Origin of the sequence: Rhodococcus sp. 14-1411-2a, assembly GCF_002259485.1 — a bacterium.
GTDB lineage: Bacteria > Actinomycetota > Actinomycetes > Mycobacteriales > Mycobacteriaceae > Rhodococcoides.
The window spans coordinates 135,789-158,195 of sequence record NZ_NPGA01000011.1 but is presented as its reverse complement, the minus strand read 5'-3'; the positions used below and the strand labels follow the sequence as shown (position 1 = coordinate 158,195).

Genomic DNA, 22,407 nt, shown 5'->3' with positions numbered 1-22,407 from the left:
TGTCGGTACCGCGTCGTACGCTTCGTCGAACATGCATTCGATGAATGGGGGCGTTCATGAGCGACATGCAAGAAGCAGGATCCGAGGCGGGACGGATCGAGACGAGAGAAATCGAGACCGAGATCTGCGCTCTGGCCGGTCAGATCGCTGCCGCGTCGGCGCAGTATCTGATTCTGGTGGGTGAGTTCGATGCTCGACGCGGATGGGCGGGATGGGAAGTGCGATCCTGTGCGCACTGGTTGTCGTGGCGTGCGGGAGTCGACCTGCACACGGCTCGTGAGCAGGTGCGGGTGGCCAAGGCGATGCGGGAGTTGCCGCTGATCACCTCGGCGTACCTGAGCGGCACGGTCTCGTACTCCAAGGTTCGGGCGATGACGAGGGTGGCCACGGTCGACAACGAGGCGTCGCTGCTGCAGAAGGCGCTCGATGCACCCGCCGCCCACATCGAGCGTCTTTGCCGTGGCCTGAAGAAAGCGATGCGTCCGACCAGGGGAAACGGAGTCGATGCCGATCCGTCCGTGGGGCGGTGGCGCTGGGACGAGGACGACGGCTCGCTCGTGCTGACGGCGCGTTTTCGGCCCGAGGATGGCAAGCGGTTTCTGGCTGCATTGACCAGGGCGGAGTACGAGCGCACCCGAACCGAGGGCGAATCCGAGGGTGACCGGGCGGCTCCGGCACCGTCCAACCCGGTGCCGGCGATGATTGCCATGGCCGAGATGGTCTGTGCCGGAATGGATTCACCGGTTGTCTCACCGGCGGCGGAAGTGTTGGTCCACCTCGGCGGCATCGACGAGGCGGGTCACGATCATGCCCATTTCGACGACGGCCCGGGTCTGGACGACGAAACGTTGGCTCAGGTGCTGTGTTCTGCGGTCATGCGGACGGTCGGCCACGGCCGCCTCGGCAAGACTGTGCGGTGGAGTTCGACTGCGAAAGCGCCGAGCCGAACCCAATTGCGGCAGTTGATCATTCGAGATCGATGCTGCACGGTGCCCGGATGTGGGCGCACTCGATTTCTGCATGCCCATCACGTCACCTACCGCTCACGGGGAGGCAAGACCACGCTCGACAACCTGGTCCTGCTGTGCGGCGAACACCATCGAGCGCTGCACGACGGGTACTTCTTCATCGAAGCCCTCGACGATCAACGCTTCTCGTTTCACCATCCTTCGGGAATCGAGATGATTCACGCACCGACGATGTCCGGCGACGCGGACGAACTCCGGCGGCGACACAAAGGCATCGCGCCCGACGCCATAATCCCGAACTGGGGTGGGGAGGGCCTCGACCTCAGCTACGCGACCGATGTCCTGATCACCAATTGGCAGCAGGCTGCATGAAATGGGGTCGTTGAGGGCAAGTTAGTGTGACGGCGAGACTCGGACAAGAAGCGGTGGGACATGAGCGTCGACAGATCGATAGAAGACGAACAGCCCTGGCCGGTGGAACGAGCACCGAGCCGGAGCGACGCGACCAGGCCGGAGGACGACCCCTTCTACGCCGCGCCCGATGGGTACGAAGCGGCTCCACCGGGGACGATTCTCAAGGTGCGGCCGGTCGAGGTCGCGATGTTCGGTCGTGTGCGCCAGCGAGTCGATGCGTGGCAGCTGCTCTATCGCACCGCTGATCTCGGTGGGTATCCCCAGGCCAGCGTCACGACGGTGCTGCGCCCGCGGGACGCGGAGCCGGTACTTCTGTCTTATCAGTGTGCGATCGACGGCGTCGCGTCCTCGTGCTTCCCGTCCTACGCGCTTCGGCGTGGCTCGCGGGCTTTCGGCGCGGTCCCACAGTTCGAGTTCCTGCTGGTACTGCACGCCCTGCGCCGAGGGTGGACCATCTCGATCCCGGATCACGAGGGACCCGACGGCCACTGGGGTTCGCCGCAGGAACCCGGTTTCTGCACGCTCGACGCCATCCGCGCGGCGTTGTCGTTCGAGCCGCTCGAATTGAACGAGAGCACGCCGGTCGCGCTGTGGGGCTACTCGGGCGGCGGGCTCGCAACATCCTGGGCAGCGGAGATGGCACCGGAATACGCACCGGAGATCGAGCTGGTCGGTGCCGCGCTCGGCTCCCCCGTCGGAGATCCGGGGTCGGCGTTCACCCGGCTCAATGCGACGCTGCACGCAGCATTGCCGACACTGGTGGTGGCCGGCCTGCGGCGGACCTACCCCGAGCTCGATCGGGTGATCCGTCAGCACGTCAACGAGGACGGAATGCGCATTCTCGATTCCGTGGAGTCGATGACGACAGTGCGCGCCGTGACCAAACTGGCCAGGCACGACCTGGACCACTACATCGACGTTCCGCTGGCCGATCTCTTGGCACTGCCCGAGATCGTGCAGGTGTTCCTGGATATTCAGCCCGGGCGCACCGCGCCGACGGCACCGCTGCTGGTCATTCAATCGGTGCACGATCAGATCATCGCCGTCGACGACGTCGACGGACAGGTGGGTCGGTACATCGAGGCCGGAGCCCACGTGACCTATCTGCGGGATCGGCTGAGCGAACACCTGTCGCTGCACCCGATCGGTGCGCCGCTGACCTTGGACTGGTTGTCCGATCGATTCGCCGGAGTGCCGGTCGAAGAACCGTCGACACGAACGGTGTGGTCCATTGCGTTCTCGTTCGCGGCGGTTCGCGGTTTGTTGTCGATGACCTGGACGACCATCCGAGCGTTGGTCGGCGGCGTGCGAGCGTAGCTACTCTAGGGCGGATGCAGCGAACCTGGATACGAATACTCACCGGCTCGATCGCCATTCTGGGCATCGCCACCGGGCTCGTGGCACTGGGCGTCTACTACACCGACACCCGGGTCAACGTTCTGATCGCGCTCGCGTCGTTCGTTCCGCTGATGTTCGTCGCCGTGGTGGTCGGAGCCCTGGTGGCGTTGATCGGTCGGCGCTGGGTTCTGGCGGGAGTCTCCGCCCTGGTTCTCGCTGCAGGCGCAGTCGCCTACGCACCGCTCTACGTGGCGGACGCGGCACCCGAGGACGCGACGGGCAGCGAGGGCGTGCGGTTGCGCGTCATGCAGGCGAATCTGATGATCGGGCTGGCCGATCCCATTGCCGTGGTCGGTCAGGCCCGCGACAGTGCCGTCGATGTCGTCACGATCCAGGAACTGACCGACGCGTCGGTGGTCGGTCTCCGTGACGCCGGTATGGACGAACTCTTTCCCTACAGCTACCTCGAGCCGCACGTGACCGGCGGCGGCGGGGCCGGAATCTACAGCCGATTCCCGATCTCGGGCAACCGGCAGCTCGACGGATACGGCCCGGTCAATCTCGCCACCGAGGTCGAGGTCCCCGGTTCCGAGTCGGTCACGCTGCTGGCCGTGCATCCCGGTCCCGCCTACATCACCCCGGCGGACATCTGGACCGCTGAATTGGACACGCTCCGAAACGATTTGGAGGCGGTGGCAGGCACCGGCCGGGTGATCGTCAGCGGGGACTTCAACACCACGTACTCGCACAAGAAGTTCCGCAACCTGCTCGACGTCGGATACTCGGACGCCGCAGCACAATTGGGCAAGGGCCTGATCCCGACCTATCCCACGGACAAAGGCACGCCCGCTGTCGTCGGGATCGACCACATCCTCACCAACTCCGGTCATGCGCGGTCGCTGGAAAGAATCGATCTCCCCGGATCGGACCATCACGGCCTGATCGGGGAGATCGAATTCTCCTGAGCGTGCGAGCGGAACTCAGCTCACGCGAACGGACTGCTTTCGAGACTTTCCGCACTGCAACAGGATTCGCACTGCGGCGGGAGTGCCGTCCAGTGACGTCACGATGTCGTTGCGCGTCTGTGCCGCCACCGCGGAGACCTTGTCGAGTGTCGTCACGGCCGGGTCGATGGTCGCGGTGATCTCGACGACCCGCTGACCGCGGTCCGACACCGATCGGCCGTGTGCCGACACGACGCCCTCGTGGGCTGCCAGGGACTTGGCAGCACTCTTGGCGGCGGTGGTCAGATCGACACTGAGCCTGCCGTCGACATCCGAGTCTGCAGTGGACGAGAACGCGACGGTGCCGACCGAACGGCGGGGCAGGTGCGCGAGCAGCCACCAGAGTCCGAGAAGTACGAGAACGATCGCGGCTGCTCCGAGAGCCCAGGGCCACCAGCCGGCGTCGACGGTGGTGTCGACGAACGCGGCATCGATGCGCTCGCGGCCCGGGAACTGGCCACGTTCCCACGCGATTGCTCCGCCGCCGAGGGCGATCAGTGCGAGTCCGACGACCGCTGTACTGGTTCGGTCGACCGAGGCAGTTGCGCGTTTCACGATGGTTGTCCTGTCGTTCGCACTCGCGTGCGGACTTTCGGTGCCGGCGCGAGTGGGCGGAGAGCGTCGTCGACGGAGGTGGCGATCGACAATTTCAGCGCTGCGGTGTCGGTGCCCGTCACGGTCGACGCGGCGACGGTGACCTTCTTGTTTCCTGCCTTGGCCGTCGCGGAGTCGACTCCGGCGTTGTCGAGAGCGGCGGTGCGAGCAACAGCGGCGACGTCACCCTTGCGGAGCCAGACGTCCTGCTCGGTGAGGGCACGGTGAGTCCGCCGGCGTGGCTTGACGGCGAGCAGAACGAGGATGAATCCGACGACGACGGCGGCAATCCCGGCCGGCAGCATCCAACTCTGCGCGGTGAGCCCGTCCAGGTTCGTGGCAGCGGGGCCGACCCACTCGGGGCCGTCGATGGCACCCAGGTTCAGCAACGCTTCTCGGCCGAGGACCACACCGGCTCCGATGAGGACGAGTGCGAACAGGATTGCGGGTACGGCGGCGGCGGGGTTGGCTACCGGCTTCTTCGTCGCTTTCGCGGTCATTGCACTCTCCCTTCTTCGACGGTGGCTTCGGCGGGTACGCATTGGACGGTGACGTCGACTCGATCGACGGTGTAGATGCCCAGCTCGGACAGATCCCGGGCCACGGCGGCACGAACGTCAGCGGCCACCTTCGCCAGCGGCGATGGCCAGGTGACCGCCACCGCGACCTGGGCGCGAACGCGGGAGCCGTTGATCGTCACGTCGGCCTTGGGTAGGTCACGCCCACCGAGGACGCGCAGGCCCGGCTGAGGATCGGCAACGGCGTCGGTGCTGCGGGCAGCGAGTACTGCCAGGCGCTCGACGGCCTTGTGCTTGATCTCCAGTGATCCGCGTTCGCCGGCGTCCTCGGGGGTGTCGGTCGCAGCTGTCTCAGTCACGACCGCGACCACGCATGATCGAGTTCAGGTCCAGTTCGCCGTCGATGTAGCGGCCGACGAAGAATCCGAGGCCGCCGAGAACGATGGCGATGAGGAAGCCGGTGAAGCCGCCTGCCGCTGCGGCGATGGCCAGCAGAAGTCCCACGAACAAACCGATGGTTGCAGTGGTCATGGTCTTGATCTCCACTCAGAGTTCGAAGTAGTTGCGCCTGGTGACGCGTTTGCGGATACGAGCGATCCGCTTGGGAAGTGTGCGTAGCGGGGACGGAATCGAGGACGCACGGAATGCCGTCGGTGTGCTCGCTGCGTTGACAGGGGCCGAGGGCAGCACCGCGAATCTTCGGTCGACATCTGCGAGTGCGGCCATGTACCGGGCCGGGTCGCCGCCGATGTCGGGGTGGTGCTCGCGTGCCACAGCGCGCCGAGCCGCCTTGTACTCGGCGGCTCGGTCGTGCGCTGCGTGCTGGTTCACCTGGTCAGACTCGCACAATGTCCTCGACGGTGACGTGCACGGGCCCGTCGACCATCGTCGCCACTGTGCGTCGTACTGCATCGGCCGTCTCGCGGACTGCGACTCCGAACTCCAGCGATACGTGGACCTCGGTCCCGTCCTCACCGATTCGGATGCCGGCGATACGACGCCCGGGCAGATACGTAGCGGCCTCACCGAACATGCCGCCGTGCAGCCCGACGACACCGTCGATCGCCAGTACGGCGTCGGCGATGTCCTCGGACCTGTCACGTTCCGTCATGTGCGGGTCGGTCACTGCACTCGGGTGGTGGCGGGCTCGCTGGTGGTGTCTTCGTCGTCCGAGCCGTCGTCGAGGTAGATGTCGTGAACGACGATGTTGACCTCGGTGACCTCGAGGCCGGTCATGCGCTCGACGGCGTTGATGACGTTGCGACGGATGCCCGCTGCGAGGTCTGCGATGGAAACGCCGTAGTCGGCGACGATGTCGATGTCGACCGCTGCCTGACGCTCGCCGACCTCGACCGACACGCCCTGCGACTGGTTGACGCGGGCACCGGGGATGCGCTCGCGGAGAGCGCCGATTGCGCGGCTGGCTCCGCCGCCGACGGCGTGCACTCCCTGGACCTCACGGGTGGCGATGCCGGCGATCTTGGAGACGACGGTATCGGCAATGGTGGTGCGGCCCTGCGAGCTGACGAGCACGGAGTCCGACTTGGTGGTGATGTCGGTCTTTCCTTCGCCTGCTGCGGATACGGTTGCCTTGGTGTCCGTCGTGGAGCTCATGAATGCCTCTCTTCGTTGTGTGTCTTCGGTGCAGAGTGTGTGACAGGAGTTGGTCGTAGCTCGATCGGTGAAACGCACGTCCAAATAAAGTGACCTACGTCATAGATTACGTCCACTGGTAAACCGGTATCGAAAGACTTGCGTGATCGATGACCACGATGAAGCGAACTGGGGGCCCGATGGAGTGGGTTGACGCGTCGGACCGCGTTCTCGTCGGCGCCGCGGCGCTGGGCGAGACCGATGCGTTCGAGGAGATCGTCCGGCGCTACGGCCCGGAGATGTTCCGCTATGCGCGCAACATGCTGTCCGATCAAGGTGCCGCCGAGGAGGTGGTGCAGGACGCTTTTGTGGCAGCGTGGAAGGGCCTCGACAATTTCCGTGGGGACTCGGCTCTGCGAACATGGTTGTTCTCGTTGGTCTCGCACAAGGTGATCGACCATCGCCGCAAGCGCAGCGTTCCACCCGCCGAGGATTGGTTGTTCGAGCGCAAGAGCACCGGCGCGGGCAGCAATCCCGAGGCCGATGTCGAGGCCGACAGCTTCATGACCGAGCTGGGCGTCGCGCTGTCGGAGCTGCCGTACCGCCAGCGGGCCTGTTGGTTGCTTCGCGAGGTCGAGGGCCTGACGCATCCCGAGATCGGCGCGATCATGACGTTGTCCGCAGGCGCAGTACGTGGTCAGTTGACCAGAGCACGAGCAACATTGAGCGAAAGGTTGGCAACATGGCGAACCCAGTAGAGCCGGATTCGGTTCTCGCGCGTGCTGCCACCGAACTTCGGGACGCACCGCAGGAACCGAATTGGGTGGACATCAGCGCGTCCATCCTCACGAAGGTACGTAACACCACCAGGCGTACGTGGCCTATCGACAGCGCGTATCCGCTCGGCTCCACGGCGGGACCGGCGGACTCGCTGCGGATCAGCGATCACATCGTCAAGACGACGCTCCGGCGTGCACTCGCAGGTGTACGCGGCGCGCAGCCGACCGAGATCGACCTCGACCTCGACGACCATGCCTGTATCGGCCTGTTCGTCGCGGTGATCGGGGTGTACGGCGACGACCTGCAGGCCGCGGGAGAAGAGCTCGCGACCATCGCGATCGACACCGTGTCGGATCTGCTGGGCACCACCCTCGAACGCGATGTCGTGGAGATCCGCGTCGACGACATCGAGGAGCGCTAGCGGATCGCCATGGTCGGTGGAGCGCTGGCGCTGACGTAAAAACTGCGTCATGACCGCTGGTCGACGGCGTAAGAAAGCGTAAGGAACGCGGTTCGGCTCGGTCGCGGGATTCAGGATCGAGCAATGACCGAATTGCTCTGTCTCGTGGTTGCCGCATGTGTTGCGGTGTACCTGTTCGTCGCTCTCCTCGATCCGGAGAGGTTCTGACGCCGCCATGAATCCTGCTCTTGTCGCGGGCCTGCAGATCGCGGTGGTAATCGTCGTGCTGGCTGCGGCGTACGTACCGCTCGGCGACTACATGGCCCGAGTGTTCGACTCGTCCCACGACACGCGCGTCGAACGTCTGCTCTATCGGGTGGCTCGGGTGAACTCCGCCTCCGAACAGACGTGGGTGGGTTACTCCACCAGTCTGCTGGGGTTCTCGTTCGCCGGCGTCGTGTTCCTGTTCGTACTGCAGCGAATTCAGGGTGTGCTGCCGCTGAACGGGGGCCTGTCCGGGGTCAGCCCGGCGATGGCGTTCAACACCGCCGCGTCGTTCGTCACCAACACCAACTGGCAGTCGTACGTCCCCGAGACCACGCTGTCCAACCTGACGCAGCCGCTGGGTCTCGCGGTGCAGAACTTCGTCTCTGCCGCAGTCGGTCTCGCGGTTGCGATCGCCGTCATCCGTGGCTTCGTGCGTGTCTCCACCGGCGGTGAGCTCGGCAACTTCTGGGTCGACCTCACTCGCGGAACACTGCGCATTCTGTTGCCGCTGGCGCTGCTGGTGGCCGTGATCATGCTGACTCAGGGCACCATCATGTCGTTCTCGACCGGATTCACCTCCACCGGACTGGATGGGCAGACGGTCACCAATGCGCTTGCGCCCGTTGCCTCTCAGGAGGCGATCAAGGAAATCGGCACCAACGGCGGCGGCATCCTCGCAGCCAACTCGGCGCATCCGTTCGAGAACCCGACCCCGCTGACCAACATCGTGCAGATCATCTCGCTGCTGTTGATCCCGGTCGCGCTCACCCGCACGTTCGGCACCATGATCGGCAACCGCAAGCAGGGCCTGACGCTGCTGGCGGTCATGGCGACGCTCTGGGCCACGCTGCTGACGGTCACGCTGTTCGCCGAGTCCGGAACCCGGGGCGTCGCAGCCACCGCTGCGGGCGCGATGATGGAAGGCAGGGAAGTCCGCTTCGGCATTCCGGCGTCGGCGCTGTTCGCCATGTCCACCACCGGAACATCGACCGGTGCAGTCAATTCCGCGCACGACAGTATGTCTGCACTCGGCGGCGGAACAGTACTGCTGAACATGCTGTTCGGCGAGATCGCACCCGGCGGCGTCGGCACCGGCCTGTACGGATTGCTCGTGCTCGCGGTCATCGCCGTGTTCGTCGGCGGCCTGCTCGTCGGCCGCACTCCCGAGTTCCTCGGCAAGAAGCTGGGTCGACGCGCCATCACGATGGCCGCACTGTCGGTACTGGTGATGCCGATCCTCGTGCTCGTCGGCACGTCCATCACCGTGATTCTCGAATCGACGACCAGCTATCAGGGCAATCCCGGTATCCACGGCTTCACCGAGGTGCTCTACGCCTACGCGTCGGCCTCCAACAACAACGGCAGCGCCTTCGGTGGACTGACGGTGACCAGCGACTGGTTCCAGATCTCCCTCGGTGTCGCGATGCTGCTCGGCCGCTTCCTGCCGATCGTCTGCGTGCTGGCACTGGCCGGATCACTGGCGACGACCAAACGCAGCGCACCCAACGCAGGCACCCTCCCCACCGACGGGCCGCTGTTCGGCACATTGCTGATCGGCACCGCGATTCTCGTCGCCGCCCTCACGTTCTTCCCCGCACTTGCTCTCGGACCCATAGCAGAGGCCATGCAATGAACCTGTCACTGAGAACGGCCGTCCCCGGCGCGTTCCGCAAACTCGACCCGAGGCACCTGGCCCGCAACCCGGTCATGTTCGTCGTCTTCCTCGGCTCCATCGTCACCACCATCCTCTCGATCGCACAGCCGTCGGTGTTCGCCTGGTTCGTCACCGGATGGCTCTGGTTCACGGTGCTGTTCGCCAACCTCGCCGAATCCGTGGCCGAGGGCCGCGGCAAGGCCCAGGCCTCCAGCCTGCGAAAGGTCAAGCAGGACACTGTTGCCCGACGGCGCACAGCATCCGGAGTGGAAGAGGTCGCCGGTGCCGAATTGCTCGTCGGCGACGAGGTGATCGTCTCGGCAGGTGAGGTCATACCCGGTGACGGCGACGTCATCGAGGGCATCGCCACCGTCGACGAGTCGGCGATCACCGGAGAATCGGCTCCCGTGGTGCGCGAGTCCGGCGGCGACCGATCGGCGGTCACCGGCGGCACCATCGTGCTCTCGGACGAGATCGTCGTGAAAATCACTGCAGCGCAGGGTGAGACGTTCGTCGACCGGATGATCGCACTCGTCGAGGGCGCGGCTCGGCAGAAGACACCGAACGAGATCGCGCTCAACATTCTTCTTGCGTCCCTGACGATCGTGTTCCTCTTCGCCGTCGTCGCCATCGGTCCGATGTCGAACTACGCGGGGCAGCAACAGGATCCGATCCAGCTGATCGCACTGTTGGTCTGCCTCATCCCCACCACGATCGGCGCGCTGCTCTCGGCGATCGGCATCGCGGGCATGGACCGCCTGGTGCAGCGCAACGTGCTGGCGATGTCCGGACGCGCAGTGGAAGCGGCAGGCGACATCGACACGTTGCTGATGGACAAGACCGGCACCATCACCTTCGGAAATCGACGCGCGACCGGACTGCACCCGGCCACAGGTGTCGACGCCGTCGAACTGGCTCGGGCAGCTCGACTGTCCTCACTCGCCGACGGCACCCCCGAGGGCCGCAGCATCGTCGAACTGGTCGAGCGTGACTTCGAATCTTCGATGGCAGAAGGCGAATCCGAGCGCGGCGAGTTCGTGGCCTTCACGGCGCAGACTCGGATGAGCGGGCTGGACCTTCCGGGCATGGAGATCCGTAAGGGTGCAGCGGATTCGGTCTACAGTTGGATCCGTGAGGGCGGCGGCACGGCGGATCTCGACGCCACCGTGCACGACATCGCCCAGAACGGCGGTACGCCGCTGGTGGTGGCGGTACGCGAAACCGGTGCTGCTGCTCGTGCTCTCGGTGTTGTGGAGCTCTCCGACGTGGTCAAGCCGGGCATCGCCGAGCGGTTCGCACAGCTGCGCGCCATGGGAATTCGAACGGTCATGGTGACCGGCGACAACCCGCTCACCGCCAAGGCCATCGCCGCCGAGGCCGGGGTCGACGATTACCTCGCGGAGGCGACGCCCGAGGACAAGCTCACGCTGATCCGGCAGGAACAGGAGGGCGGCAGGCTGGTCGCGATGACCGGCGACGGGACCAACGACGCCCCGGCTCTTGCCCAGGCCGACGTCGGTGTCGCGATGAACACCGGCACGTCTGCCGCCAAGGAAGCCGGCAACATGGTCGACCTCGATTCCGACCCGACCAAGTTGATCGAGATCGTCGAGATCGGCAAGCAGCTCCTCATCACCCGCGGCGCGCTGACGACGTTCTCGCTGGCCAACGATCTGGCGAAGTACTTCGCGATTCTGCCGGCGATGTTCTCCACCGTCTATCCGCAGCTCGGTGGGCTGAACATCATGCGTCTGGCGACGCCGGAATCGGCGATCCTGTCTGCGGTGATCTTCAATGCACTGGTGATCGTCGCGCTGATCCCGTTGGCGCTCAAAGGTGTTCGCTATACCCCGGCATCGGCGGCAGCGTTGCTGCGCCGGAACCTGCTGGTGTACGGCGTCATCAGCCCGTTCGTCGGCATCTGGCTCATCGACCTCCTCGTTCGACACATTCCAGGGATTGGCTGATCATGCGCTTCGTACAGGGATTTCTTCGCCAGGTTGTTGCCGGCTTCGCAGTGCTGCTGGCATTGACGGTCGTGCTCGGCATCGTCTACCCGGCCGTGGTCTGGGGCATCAGCCGTATCGGGACCGACTCCGCCGAGGGTTCGCCGCTGCGCGACGCCCGGGGCTGCGTCGTCGGAAGCGCGTTGATCGGCGTCGACCCGCAGGTGGCTCCGGGAGAGCCGGATCCGTTCTTCCACACCCGCGTCACCGGGTCGGTGTCCGACGACGACGCGTTCGCTCCGGGGGATCCGGCCGCGGCCCTGCCGACCAACCAGGGGCCGTCGAGCGAGGTGCTGGCGTCGTTCGTCGAGCAGCGCCGCGCTGCCATCGCGGCCCGGGAGAACGTCGATCCGGCTGCGGTACCGGCCGATGCCGTCACCGGGTCCGGTTCGGGGATCGATCCCGACATCAGCCCCGCCTACGCGGCCATCCAGATCGCGCGAGTCGCTCAGGTGAACGGAGCCTCGGTGAGCGACGTCGAGGCTCTGGTCGCCGAGTACACGCACGGGCCGCAGTACGGTGTACTCGGTGCCGAAGCGGTGAACGTTCCGGAGTTGAACCTGGCACTACGGGACACATACCGGCCGGGTGAGGAGACAGGCTGTGGCGGACAGGGGTGAGCTGCGGATCTACCTCGGCGCAGCACCCGGCGTCGGCAAGACCTTCGCCATGCTCGGCGAGGCGCATCGACTGCGCAGCCGGGGCTGCGACGTCGTGGCGGCCGTGGTCGAGACACACGGCCGAGCGCGAACGATCGACGCGCTCGACGGCATCGAAGTGCTGCCGATGGCGACCGTCGAGTACCGCGGGTCCTCGGCGCAGGAACTCGATCTCGACGCCGTCCTGGCCCGAAAGCCGCAGGTGGTGCTCGTCGACGAACTGGCGCACACCAACACCCCGGGCAGCGTGCGCGGCAAGCGGTGGCAGGACGTCGAAGTGCTGCTCGACGCAGGCATCGACGTCATCTCCACCCTCAACGTCCAGCATCTCGAATCGCTCAACGACGTGGTGCAGCAGATCACCGGAGTGCCGCAGCGAGAGACTGTGCCCGACAGCGTCGTTCGAGCCGCTGACGAGGTCGAGTTGGTCGACATCACCCCCGAGGCGCTGCGCAGCAGATTGCGGCACGGCAACGTCTACGCCGCCGAGAAGGTCGACGCCGCACTGAGCAACTACTTCCGCGGCGGCAACCTCACTGCCTTGCGCGAGCTGGCGCTGCTGTGGATCGCCGATCAGGTCGACGCGGCACTGGTGAAGTACCGCAAGGACAATCGCATCACCGACACGTGGGAGGCCCGCGAGCGCGTGGTGGTGGCGGTGACCGGTGGCCCGGAATCGGAAACGTTGCTGCGCCGCGCCAGTCGCATCGCCTCGAAGTCCAGTGCCGAGCTGATGGTGCTGCACATCGTCCGCGGCGACGGGCTCATGGGTGTCTCGGCACCGCAGATGGGTTCGGTGCGCAAGCTGGCCGCCGGGCTGGGTGCCAGCGTGCACAGTGTCGTCGGCGACGACGTGCCGACGACGCTGCTCGACTTCGCCCGCGGGGTGAATGCGACGCAGCTGGTGATCGGCACCTCAAGACGGTCACGTGCCGCCCGCATCCTCGACGAGGGCATCGGCGCGGCGGTGGTGCAGAACTCCGGAAAGATCGACGTACACATGGTCACCCACGCCGAGCAGGCCACCCGCAGGGGCATGCAGGTCGATTCGGGTCGTCGACGGATCATCGCGTGGGTCGCCGCCGTCCTGGTGCCGTGCCTGGCCGCCGCCGTACTGAGCACGGTCGGACCGGACTTCGACTCCAGCGGTGAGAGCGCCCTGTTCTTCATGGTGGTGCTGTGCGTCGCGCTGCTGGGAGGGGTTGCGCCGGCAGCACTCTCGGCATTGATCGCGGGCTTCCTGCTCAACTACTTCTTCACCACACCCCGGTACAGCCTGACGATCGCCGAGCCCGACAACTTCGTCGTCACCGTCGTGCTGCTCCTCGTCGCCGTTGCCGTCGCCGCCCTCGTCGACGCCGCCGCCCGGCGGACGCGTCAGGCACGCCGGGCCACCCAGGAAGCCGAGCTGTTGACGCTGTTCGCCGGATCGGTACTCCGCGGAGCGGATCTGACCGCACTCCTCGAACGCGCCCGTGAGACCTATCGGCAGACGGGCGTTGCGCTGTGGGACAACCAGTCCGGATCCATCGTGGGCAGCGCCGGCGCGCAGGCTCCTGTCGATCGTGCCGCAGCCGACACCGAGGTCGACGCGGGCGACTTCACGTTGCTGCTCGTCGGCGAACGTACCCGCGCGCACGATCGGCGGGTACTCGCGGCGGTGGCCAACCAAGCGGCCGGCATGGTCCGTCAGGCGCGTCTCGCCGAGGAAGCCAGCCGAGCCAACGCGCTCGCCGAGGCCGACGCGTTGCGTCGAGCATTGCTCTCGGCCGTGAGCCACGATCTGCGGACGCCACTGTCGGCGGTCAAGGCGGCGTCCTCGTCGCTGCGCAGCACCGACGTTCAGTTCTCGCCCGAGGACACCGACGAATTGCTCGCCACCATCGACGAATCGGCCGATCAGCTGACCGCGTTGGTGAGTAACTTGCTCGACTCCTCGCGGCTGCAGGCCGGCGTGGTTCAGCCCAGTCTGCGACCCGTTTTCGTCGACGACGTGTTGGGCGGCGCATTGATCGGAGCCGACGATCGGGTTCGTGTGGACGTGGGCGATGTAGAAGTGCTGGCGGACCCGGGACTGCTCGAGCGGGTACTGGCGAACCTGGTGCACAACAGTGCCCGCTACGCCCCCACCGGGGACATCATCGTCAGTGCGGCGGTGCACGGCGAGTGGGCGAGTATCTCCGTCGCCGACCACGGACCCGGCATCTCCGAGGGAGCCGAGGAGACGATGTTCGACGCGTTCCAACGCCTCGGGGATCGCGACAACTCGGTGGGCGTCGGGCTCGGGTTGTCGGTGGTGCGAGGATTCGTCCGGGCGATGGGCGGTACCGTCACGGCATCGAACACCGTGGGCGGCGGGCTGACGATGACGGTCGAGTTGAAGGCGGCGAGTAGGTGAAGGTGCGGGTGCTCGTCGTCGACGACGAGCCGCAGATCGTGCGGGCGCTGCGAATCAACCTCAACGTGCGTGGGTTCGAGGTGGTCAGCGCGGCGAGCGGCGGAGAGGCGCTGCGGGTGGCCGCGAACTTCCACCCGGACATCGTGATTCTCGACCTCGGGCTGCCCGACATCGACGGAATCGACGTCATCGCCGGTCTGCGCGGCTGGACCGACGTACCGATCCTGGTGCTCTCGGCTCGCACCGATTCGGCCGATACCGTCGAGGCACTCGACGCCGGTGCCGACGACTTCGTCACCAAGCCCTTCGGCATGGACGAGTTGCTGGCCCGATTGCGCGCCGCCCTGCGCCGTGGACCGCACTCCGTCGCCGACCCCGTTGTCGTCACCGAGGACTTCACCGTCGACCTCGCCACGAAAACCGTTGTGCGAGATGGTGTGAGCGTGCACCTGACCCGTACCGAATGGGGGGTTCTCGAACTACTGGTGCGCAACGAGGGCAAGCTGGTGTCGCAGAAGGACATACTGCGCACAGTCTGGGGACCCGGGCATGAGCGCGAAACACATTATCTGCGAATCTATCTCGGCCAACTGCGACAGAAGCTCGAACGAGATCCGGCCTCCCCGGTGCATCTGATCACCGAAACCGGTATGGGCTACCGGTTTGTGAGTTGACCGCGCTCGCACCTATCCACCGAGTACCTCACCCTCGCGGCGTGGGTCCGCTCCCCCGATCCAACCGCCGTCGGTTCGTTGCAGTGCACTCAGGCCGCTGGACTGGTCGGCGACCGAGACCTGGTGGCCCATCTCGCGGAGCGCCGCGACCACAGGATCGTTCTCGCCCATCACGTTCGGGTGTTCGCCGCCGTAGTTGGTCGACGGGGTGTTGGCCGCACCGAAGTCGACCATCGACACCGCCTGCTGCGGATCCATGCCCCAATCGAGCAGTCCCACCAGTGTTTTGACGACGAACTGGATGATCACCGAACCGCCGGGAGAGCCGGCGACGAGCGCCAGATCTCCGCGCGTGCCGTCTTCGTTTCGGTCGAAGACCAGGGTCGGTGCCATCGAGCTGCGTGGACGCTTCCCCGGCTCGACGCGATTGGCCACCGGCGTACCGTCCTCGGCCACCGGCGATGCCGAGAAGTCGGTGAGCTGATTGTTGAGCAGGAAGCCGTCGACCATGTGGAACGAGCCGAAAGCCGACTCGACGGTCGTCGTCATCGAGGCGGCATTGCCCTGGCTGTCTACGACGGAGATGTGGCTGGTGCCGAACTCGGGATCGGTGGACGACGCGAACTGCACCGGGCCGAAGTCGCCGGGCTGTGCTGTGCCCATGGATCTGCCCTCGTCGATCAGTCCCGCTCGCTCACTGAGATATTCGGGATCGAGCAGTGCATCGGGGGATCCACCGGGCAGTGGTACGAAGTCCGGATCGGCGACGTACTTGTCGCGGTCGGCGTAGGCCAGGCGCTCGGCCTCGGCGATCAGGTGCACGCCTTCGGCCGTCGGGGTTCCGCCGTTGGCGTCCATTCCCGTCGGGGCGTATTGCGCGAGATCGAAATTCGACAGAATCCCCATCGCCGACGCCACCGCGATACCGCCCGAGGACGGGCCGGGCATACCGCAGATGTCGTGGTCGCGATACTCGGTGCAGACGGCCGTGCGGGTCTTGGGTTCGTATGCGGCGAGATCCTCCAGCGTGATCTGTCCGGGGGTACGGCCGGCGGTGGTGTCCGCGGTGGCGTCGACGATGGCTTGCGCGATGTCACCGGTGTAGAAGGCGTCTGCCCCGTCGGTTGCGATGGCGGACAGCGTCTTCGACATCGCCGGGTTGTTCAGCACCGTCCCGGCCGGCTTGCCGGTGCCGTCCGGCTGCAGGAAGTAATCCTTGGACGCGGGGTCGAGGGCGAGCTTCGGTGCCGAGTCGGCAATGGACGATGCCATGCGCGGGCTGATCTCGATTCCGTTGTCGGCGAGACCGATTGCGGGTTCGAACAGCTCCCCCCACTGCTTGGTGCCGTGATCGTCGTGGGCTTGCTCGAGCATCCGCAGCACCCCGGGGACGCCGATCGATCGACCGCTCGAACGGGCATCGGGTTGCGGCAGAGTGCGATCGACGTCGTCGATGTACCGCAGGTAGTCGCCGGTCGCACTCATCGGGGCGGTCTCGCGGCCGTCGTAGCTCTGTACTTCACCGGTGGCCGCGTCGTAGTACATCAGGAAGGCCCCGCCGCCGATGCCGGAGGACTGCGGCTCGACGAGGCCGAGCACCGTCTGCGCCACGATCAGCGCGTCGGCCGCGGTGCCACCGTCACGCAGGACCGCGCACGCGGCCTCGGTGGAAACCGGGTTGGCCGTCGAGACGGAGTACGAGGCCGTCTCCACCGGAGCCATGTCGGATCGATACCCGGTCGCCACTTCGGGATTGGTGGAGATGTCACCCGAACTCGCACTCGGCGTCCCCTCTACCGGGGTGCCGCCGCTGGCACCGAGAACACAGCTGTTCTCGGACGCGGGGTCGGGATCGGTGCTCTCGCTGCTACTGCACGCGGCGAGCGGCACCAGCAGAAGGGCACACGCAAGGACAGTCGAGCGGTGCACTCCGATTACAGACACCGCCCGACGCTAACACCCGGCTCACCTGCCGGCACGGGTCTCGGCAGATTCGAGAAGCCAATGTGCGACGGGTGCCGGTCTACCGAACAGAAAGCCCTGCGCGAAGCGGCATTCGAGAGCCTCGATGATCGCGGCCTGCTCCTCGGTCTCGACGCCCTCGGCCACCGTGGCCACCGGCAGCGCCGACGCCATGGCGACGATCGCGCGAATCAGCTGCGTGTCGGATTCCGAAGTGCCGATCTGGTGGACGAACGACTTGTCGATCTTGAGCAGTGCGATCGGCATCGCGCGCAGCCTGCTCAACGAGGAGTAGCCGATACCGAAGTCGTCGAGAACGATGAGCACACCCATCGCAGCGAGTCGGTCGAGAACGCTTTTCGCCGTACCCATGTCGTCGATCAGCACGCTCTCGGTGATCTCGAGGGCCAGATCCGCTCCGTGGAGGCCGTACGTGTCGAGCAGTCTCCCGACGATCACCGGCAACGAATCGTCACGCAACTGCATCGGGGACACGTTCACCGACATGGTGACGTCCTGCCCGTCGGAACGCAGTGTCACCAGATCCGACATCGCGGTGCGCAGCACCCATTCGCCGATTTCCTTGATGAGGTTGGTGGATTCGGCGATCGGGATGAACTCGTTGGGGGTACGCACTCGCCCCTGCCAGTTCCAGCGCAGGAGTGCCTCGTAGACGACGGTGGTGCGCGAGGTGGTCTCGATGATCGGCTGGTAGTACACCTCGAGCTCGCCGCGTCTGATTGCACCGCGCAGCGCGGTGGCGGTCTCGATCGCGGATGTGGCTCGCGCACGCAGGGACTCGTCGAAGAACGCGTAGCGCGCCGCGCCGAGAGATTTCGCGTGATACATCGCGGTGTCGGCCTCGCGGATGGCGTCGTGCAGTCGGTCCGCGTCCGCGATTCCCACCGAGGCCGTGACGTATGCCGTTGCGGCGCTCAGAGGGAACGGCTCGTTCGTTCGATCGATGATGCGGCGGGCCAATGCTTCTGCTCCGCCGCGATCGCGGCGGGTCAACACGACGAACTCGTCACCGGCGTACCTGACCACGGTGTCGGCGGCACCGACGGCGGCGCGGATGCGTCGCGCTGCGGCCACGATGAGTTCGTCACCGACGCGGTGACCGTACGAGTCGTTGACCATCTTGAAGTTGTCGAGGTCGACGAACAGGACGCACGTGCGCCCCGGAGTCTGGGTGCGCTCGAGCCGGGTGAATTCCTCGTCGAGCATCGTGCGGTTCGGTAGGCCGGTCAACAGATCGTGAGCGGCCAGGTATTTCGCGTGCTCCTCACCGACCTGCACGCGGGCCAGCGCGCGTTCGCCGCGCAGGAAGGCCCCCACCAGAATCGAGGCGAGCAACAGGGATCGGACGATCAGATCTCCGGTGGACACGGCCGAGCCCAGCAGCGGGACCGTAGCGCAGACGACCAGCAGCGTCACCACGAACACGACGCGGCGGTTGCTGTGCGCCGGTGCAGGAGTCTGCCGCTGGGAGACGGTACGCATCGACGGATCCAGGGCGGCCATCGCCAGGGCGAGATACGCGAACAGGTAGATGCCGTCGAGCAATCCCGAGGACGGCGCGTCGTCGGTGGTGGCCGCGAACGCGTACGAGATGTCGCCGACGAGTGTCGCGACGAGCGCGAGCAGAGCCCACTGCAGCGCGGGGGTGCGGGGTTTGGACGAGAACAGCAGGTAGGTGGTCAGGGTGATCAGTGCTGCGTCGATCGCCGGATACAGCCCGTTGACCACGGTCGATGCCGACGACCGGGGAGATTCGAGGGCCGGGGAGATGAACAGCAACCACGACAGGAACAGGGTGCCGAGGAAGATCAGGCCTGCATCGACGAGCGGAGTGATGTCGTCGATCGACTGTCGATCTCGGATCCACCGCGACAGTGCGTACCCTACGAGGGCGTACCCGGTCAGGGTGAACAGATCCGGCAGCAGCGGGAACGAATGGTTCAGTGCGGTGGGATCGCTGCGGAGCGAGACCCCGAACATGAACAGCACCGAGGCACCGAACAGTGCCCACCAGCACCGAGAGTCGTCGGGACGGTATCGACGGATAGCGGCGCTGATGGCCAGCACCGATCCGACTGCGACGGTGGCGAGCACGCCGGCCCGTATTCCGGCGTCGCCGAGAACGAAGACGGTGCTCGCGACGACGACCACGGCACCCAGACCGACGGTTCGTACGGTGTGCATGGCGAAGGGCGCAGCGACCTTCGTACTCATCGAAGGACCTACTTCCTTCTCGCTCGTAGCGTTCGCATGGCTGTTCGCGACGCCTCCATGGGTGAATATACGTCTTTGCGCAGCGCATACGGAGCCGAAGCCGGCCTGTAGGTGGGAAAAGCTCAACAGATGTTGTGACAGCTCACGGGTGTCGGTCTCCGGGCATCTACGAAGCGATGGCCTTTGCCCGTTCGACGGCGATGCGAACCTCCTCCTCGATCAGGTCACCGTTGATAGCCGCGCCTGCCTTCACTCCGGCCGCGGACGCCGCCACGACGGTGTCCATCGGTGCGGACACGTTGCCTGCAACCCACACGCCGGGAACGGAGGTGGCGCCGACGGGATCGGCCTCGACGTACGTGCCGAGGACGTGGTCGTTCATGACCATCTCGGTCGTGGCGAGCCCCAGCGACAACAGGACGTCTGCGCGGGAGGTGAAGTTGGGTCCGACGACCAACGCGTCGAGCGGGATCTGCGTGCCGCTCGCGAGTGTCACTCCGACGATTGCGTCGCCGTCGACATCGACCCGAGCGATCTCCCCGTCGACGACCTCGATGCCACGTGCGGCGAGTCGTTCGAGGTCCTCTTCGGCCGAATTCGGTGCCGTGTGCGCGAACACCGTGACTTGCTCGGTGAGCTGACGCCACATCTGTGCCTGATGCCCGACCATGGCGCTGCCGATGATGCCGATCCTGCGATCGCGTACCTCCCAGCCGTGGCAGTACGGGCAGTGCAGTACGTCGCGCCCCCACCGATCGGCGAGGCCGGGGATGTCGGGCAGTACATCGGTGAGGCCGGTGGTGACCAGGAGGCGGCGGCCGCGGACGACGGAACCGTCGGCGAGAGTCACCTCGAACCCGGCTTCGGTTCGACTCGCGGACGTCGCGACACCCTCGACGATGCGTGCGCCGTAGTGTCGCGCCTCGTCTCGGCCGAGGCGAACCAGCTCGAGAGGCGATTCCCCGTCGCGGGTGAGGTAGTTGTGTGAATGCGCTGCCGGAGCGTTGCGGGGATCGCCCGCGTCGATGATCGCGACGGATCGTCGGGAACGGCCGAGGGCCACGGCGGCGCTGAGTCCGGCGACTCCGCCGCCGACGATGATCGCGTCGACCGGAGTGTGTCGATCGGTGTCTGTAGTCATGGGAAGAGTGTCCGACACGGTCCGAAAGTTGGCAATAATTCTTGCCAGGACAGCAAATGGTAGAAGCGAAAGATACCCCAGGTCGGGGTTGATGGCCGCAAATGGGCCAATTGCCGAATTGTGATCGTGCCGACTGGCACCGAGGCTGTCAGCGGGCGAAGTAAGCGCGGATGTACCGCTTGAACAGGGCGTTCACTCGAGGTCTACTGGTCGGTAAGAATCGAGCCGGGGGGGCGTATGGGGCATTTCGAGATCGGCGAGACCGTGATCACGGTACGCAATCTGGGGCACCTGCGGTGGCGCAGCGGGATACCGAAGGGCACCGTGGGAATCGTCGTCGGAGTCGACTGGCTCGGTGACGCTCGCGTGAGGTTCACCGTCGGCGATTCGACGCGCACCCGAGGTGAGACGGTGGAGCACATCGTCGCCGACGGCGACGTCCGCACGTTGCGGGCCGCGCCCCGCCGTCTGATCGGTTAGTTGCTGTCGGTTCGCTCGTCGTCGGTCGCGGGACCGGTTTCGATCGCTCCGCCTTCGCTCGACCAATCGTTGTCTTCTGCAGCCGCGGCCGGATCGGACGTCACGTCCTTCTCGGCGTCGGGGGTCTTCGAGTCGTTGTCGTGGGTAGTCATGATGCCGGACTACCCGCGCGGCGGAAGAAGCAATCGTCGGCCACCGCGCGGGTGAGTATGCGGTGGTCTCTACAGCCCGAAGGGCAGCGTTCCCGGTGCCAGCTCGAAGCCACTGCTGCCAGCGGAAATGGAGCCGAAGCCGCTGAGGATCTGGTTGATGAACGCGGTGATCATGAAAATTCCTCTGTTCGATGCGATGGACGTCTGTCCTGGACAACCCGGTCGAGATTACCGGCATCTGTAGCGTCGAAGCTGTGAGGAGCCAGGGAATTCTCGTCGGTCTTGCTGTGTCCGCCTGCGTACTGGCGGGCTGTTCGTCGGAGTCTTCGGTGTCGGAAGCGCCTGCTGGGTCGTCGGAGGACGCGTCCGTTCCGCTGAATTACGTCGCGCTGGGTGACTCGGCCGCATCGGGCCCGCGGATCCCCGATCAGGTCGGCGCACCGGGATGCCAGCAGTCCGATTCCAACTACCCACACGTACTCGCCGAGGACTTGGCAGTCGGCTCGTTCGTCGACGTCACCTGCTCGGGTGCGGTCACCGAGAACATCGTCTCCACTGCGCAGGGAACATCCAGCGGCGAGGTGCCCGTGCAACTCGATGCGCTGACCCCCGAGACCGATCTGGTGACCGTCACGATCGGCGGCAACGACATCGGGCTGGTCTCGACGGCAGTGCAGTGCCTGACGTTCGCGGACACCTCGGCCACCAACGTCTGCAGGGACCGGCTCACCGCAGGGGGCGTCGACTCCGTGGCCGCGGCCATCGAGGACGCTGCACCGAGCTGGGGAGCGATGCTCGACGCGGTGGCCGAACGTGCGCCCGACGCGCGGATTCTGGTCGTCGGTTACGGCACCTATCTGCCCGACGGTGGCTGTTTCCCCACGCAACCGATGCTGCCGGAGGACGCCGACTACATCCAGGGCAGCATCACCGCCATGAACGAGGCACTGAAGCAGCAGGCGGACGAGCACGGTGCAGAGTTCGTCGACACCGAGGCGCTGAGTGTCGGCCACGACGTGTGCGTGGCTGCCGATCAGCGGTACTTCGAGGGGGTCGTCCCGCAGAATCCTGCGGCACCCCTGCATCCGACGGCGGCGGGAATGGCGGCGATCGGTGCCGCGGTGGCCTCGGCAGTGCGTGCCGGATAAGGGAACCACGACACCGTAACTG

At 65.9% G+C, this 22,407-nt stretch carries 24 protein-coding genes; 13 read left to right on the top strand and 11 right to left on the bottom strand.

Annotated features, from left to right (window positions below; all coding sequences use genetic code 11):
- Nucleotides 1–56 precede the first annotated feature (56 nt).
- The 3 genes from CH291_RS09105 to CH291_RS09095 are packed head-to-tail and all read left to right on the top strand — an operon-like array spanning nucleotide 57 to nucleotide 3,685.
- The gene (locus tag CH291_RS09105) at nucleotides 57–1,340 is read left to right on the top strand and encodes an HNH endonuclease (RefSeq protein WP_179276491.1); all 1,284 of its coding nucleotides are present in this window, start codon (nucleotides 57–59) and stop codon (nucleotides 1,338–1,340) included.
- Nucleotides 1,341–1,400: 60 nt separating this feature from the next.
- Nucleotides 1,401–2,699 (top strand): lipase family protein, encoded by a 1,299-nt coding sequence (locus CH291_RS09100; protein ID WP_094687263.1) that lies wholly within the window; start codon nucleotides 1,401–1,403, stop codon nucleotides 2,697–2,699.
- Between the two features lie 14 nt (nucleotides 2,700–2,713).
- Nucleotides 2,714–3,685: an endonuclease/exonuclease/phosphatase family protein gene (locus CH291_RS09095; RefSeq protein ID WP_094687262.1), complete on the top strand. Its 972-nt coding sequence runs from the start codon at nucleotides 2,714–2,716 to the stop codon at nucleotides 3,683–3,685.
- Nucleotides 3,686–3,700: 15 nt separating this feature from the next.
- Here the strand turns inward: CH291_RS09095 and CH291_RS09090 are convergent, their stop codons facing one another.
- From CH291_RS09090 to CH291_RS09060, 7 genes are read right to left on the bottom strand one after another with little or no spacing between them, the layout of a single operon-like run.
- Nucleotides 3,701–4,279, bottom strand: coding sequence for a hypothetical protein (locus tag CH291_RS09090; protein WP_094638315.1), 579 nt, complete (start codon nucleotides 4,277–4,279; stop codon nucleotides 3,701–3,703).
- Nucleotides 4,276–4,818 carry a DUF6286 domain-containing protein gene (locus CH291_RS09085; protein ID WP_094687261.1) on the bottom strand — a complete coding sequence of 181 codons (543 nt, stop codon included), beginning with the start codon at nucleotides 4,816–4,818 and terminating at the stop codon, nucleotides 4,276–4,278. The genes CH291_RS09090 and CH291_RS09085 overlap by 4 nt, the downstream gene beginning before the upstream one ends.
- Nucleotides 4,815–5,195 carry an Asp23/Gls24 family envelope stress response protein gene (locus tag CH291_RS09080; RefSeq protein ID WP_068049453.1) on the bottom strand — a complete coding sequence of 127 codons (381 nt, stop codon included), beginning with the start codon at nucleotides 5,193–5,195 and terminating at the stop codon, nucleotides 4,815–4,817. Before CH291_RS09080 ends, CH291_RS09085 begins: the two co-directional genes overlap by 4 nt.
- Nucleotides 5,188–5,367: a hypothetical protein gene (locus CH291_RS09075; protein ID WP_027495126.1), complete on the bottom strand. Its 180-nt coding sequence runs from the start codon at nucleotides 5,365–5,367 to the stop codon at nucleotides 5,188–5,190. The genes CH291_RS09080 and CH291_RS09075 overlap by 8 nt, the downstream gene beginning before the upstream one ends.
- Before the next feature lie 15 nt (nucleotides 5,368–5,382).
- Entirely contained in the window at nucleotides 5,383–5,667 is a 285-nt protein-coding gene (locus CH291_RS09070; protein ID WP_068049442.1) for a hypothetical protein, read from the bottom strand.
- 4 nt (nucleotides 5,668–5,671) lie between these two features.
- Nucleotides 5,672–5,947, bottom strand: a complete 276-nt coding sequence (locus CH291_RS09065; RefSeq protein WP_068049455.1) for an Asp23/Gls24 family envelope stress response protein — start codon at nucleotides 5,945–5,947, stop codon at nucleotides 5,672–5,674.
- A gap of 11 nt (nucleotides 5,948–5,958) precedes the next feature.
- Nucleotides 5,959–6,450: an Asp23/Gls24 family envelope stress response protein gene (locus CH291_RS09060; protein ID WP_068049443.1), complete on the bottom strand. Its 492-nt coding sequence runs from the start codon at nucleotides 6,448–6,450 to the stop codon at nucleotides 5,959–5,961.
- A gap of 149 nt (nucleotides 6,451–6,599) precedes the next feature.
- Here CH291_RS09060 and CH291_RS09055 point away from each other — a divergent pair, with 149 nt between their 5' ends.
- The 8 genes from CH291_RS09055 to CH291_RS09020 all read left to right on the top strand — a co-directional run bounded on the left by CH291_RS09055 (nucleotide 6,600) and on the right by CH291_RS09020 (nucleotide 15,267).
- Nucleotides 6,600–7,187, top strand: a complete 588-nt coding sequence (locus tag CH291_RS09055) for an RNA polymerase sigma factor (RefSeq protein ID WP_082898669.1) — start codon at nucleotides 6,600–6,602, stop codon at nucleotides 7,185–7,187.
- Nucleotides 7,172–7,630 (top strand): hypothetical protein, encoded by a 459-nt coding sequence (locus CH291_RS09050; RefSeq protein ID WP_068049445.1) that lies wholly within the window; start codon nucleotides 7,172–7,174, stop codon nucleotides 7,628–7,630. The genes CH291_RS09055 and CH291_RS09050 overlap by 16 nt, the downstream gene beginning before the upstream one ends.
- A gap of 123 nt (nucleotides 7,631–7,753) precedes the next feature.
- The gene (locus CH291_RS27390; RefSeq protein ID WP_082898670.1) at nucleotides 7,754–7,837 is read left to right on the top strand and encodes a potassium-transporting ATPase subunit F; all 84 of its coding nucleotides are present in this window, start codon (nucleotides 7,754–7,756) and stop codon (nucleotides 7,835–7,837) included.
- 7 nt (nucleotides 7,838–7,844) lie between these two features.
- Nucleotides 7,845–9,509: a potassium-transporting ATPase subunit KdpA gene (kdpA, locus tag CH291_RS09040; protein WP_094687260.1), complete on the top strand. Its 1,665-nt coding sequence runs from the start codon at nucleotides 7,845–7,847 to the stop codon at nucleotides 9,507–9,509.
- A complete protein-coding gene (kdpB, locus tag CH291_RS09035; protein WP_094687259.1) occupies nucleotides 9,506–11,497 on the top strand; it encodes a potassium-transporting ATPase subunit KdpB in 1,992 nt (663 codons plus the stop codon). Before kdpA ends, kdpB begins: the two co-directional genes overlap by 4 nt.
- A gap of 2 nt (nucleotides 11,498–11,499) precedes the next feature.
- Nucleotides 11,500–12,156, top strand: a complete 657-nt coding sequence (locus CH291_RS09030) for a potassium-transporting ATPase subunit C (RefSeq protein WP_068049450.1) — start codon at nucleotides 11,500–11,502, stop codon at nucleotides 12,154–12,156.
- Entirely contained in the window at nucleotides 12,140–14,593 is a 2,454-nt protein-coding gene (locus CH291_RS09025) for a sensor histidine kinase (protein ID WP_094687258.1), read from the top strand. The genes CH291_RS09030 and CH291_RS09025 overlap by 17 nt, the downstream gene beginning before the upstream one ends.
- Nucleotides 14,590–15,267, top strand: coding sequence for a response regulator (locus CH291_RS09020; RefSeq protein WP_094638309.1), 678 nt, complete (start codon nucleotides 14,590–14,592; stop codon nucleotides 15,265–15,267). Before CH291_RS09025 ends, CH291_RS09020 begins: the two co-directional genes overlap by 4 nt.
- Nucleotides 15,268–15,279: 12 nt before the next feature.
- Here CH291_RS09020 and ggt read toward each other — a convergent pair whose 3' ends face one another.
- The 3 genes from ggt to CH291_RS09005 form a co-directional block, all read right to left on the bottom strand.
- Nucleotides 15,280–17,211, bottom strand: a complete 1,932-nt coding sequence (ggt, locus tag CH291_RS09015; RefSeq protein WP_094687257.1) for a gamma-glutamyltransferase — start codon at nucleotides 17,209–17,211, stop codon at nucleotides 15,280–15,282.
- Nucleotides 17,212–17,232: 21 nt separating this feature from the next.
- Nucleotides 17,233–19,464, bottom strand: a complete 2,232-nt coding sequence (locus CH291_RS09010) for a putative bifunctional diguanylate cyclase/phosphodiesterase (RefSeq protein ID WP_094687256.1) — start codon at nucleotides 19,462–19,464, stop codon at nucleotides 17,233–17,235.
- Between the two features lie 166 nt (nucleotides 19,465–19,630).
- Entirely contained in the window at nucleotides 19,631–20,605 is a 975-nt protein-coding gene (locus CH291_RS09005) for an NAD(P)/FAD-dependent oxidoreductase (protein ID WP_094687255.1), read from the bottom strand.
- Between the two features lie 237 nt (nucleotides 20,606–20,842).
- On the opposite strand from CH291_RS09005, the gene CH291_RS09000 reads away from it, so the two are divergent.
- A complete protein-coding gene (locus tag CH291_RS09000; RefSeq protein ID WP_231893749.1) occupies nucleotides 20,843–21,085 on the top strand; it encodes a hypothetical protein in 243 nt (80 codons plus the stop codon).
- Here the strand turns inward: CH291_RS09000 and CH291_RS26750 are convergent.
- The gene (locus tag CH291_RS26750; RefSeq protein ID WP_176460451.1) at nucleotides 21,082–21,237 is read right to left on the bottom strand and encodes a hypothetical protein; all 156 of its coding nucleotides are present in this window, start codon (nucleotides 21,235–21,237) and stop codon (nucleotides 21,082–21,084) included. The genes CH291_RS09000 and CH291_RS26750 overlap by 4 nt on opposite strands.
- Before the next feature lie 254 nt (nucleotides 21,238–21,491).
- Between CH291_RS26750 and CH291_RS08995 the strand changes: the two genes are divergently transcribed.
- A complete protein-coding gene (locus CH291_RS08995) occupies nucleotides 21,492–22,385 on the top strand; it encodes an SGNH/GDSL hydrolase family protein (protein ID WP_256980779.1) in 894 nt (297 codons plus the stop codon).
- Nucleotides 22,386–22,407: the final 22 nt, after the last annotated feature.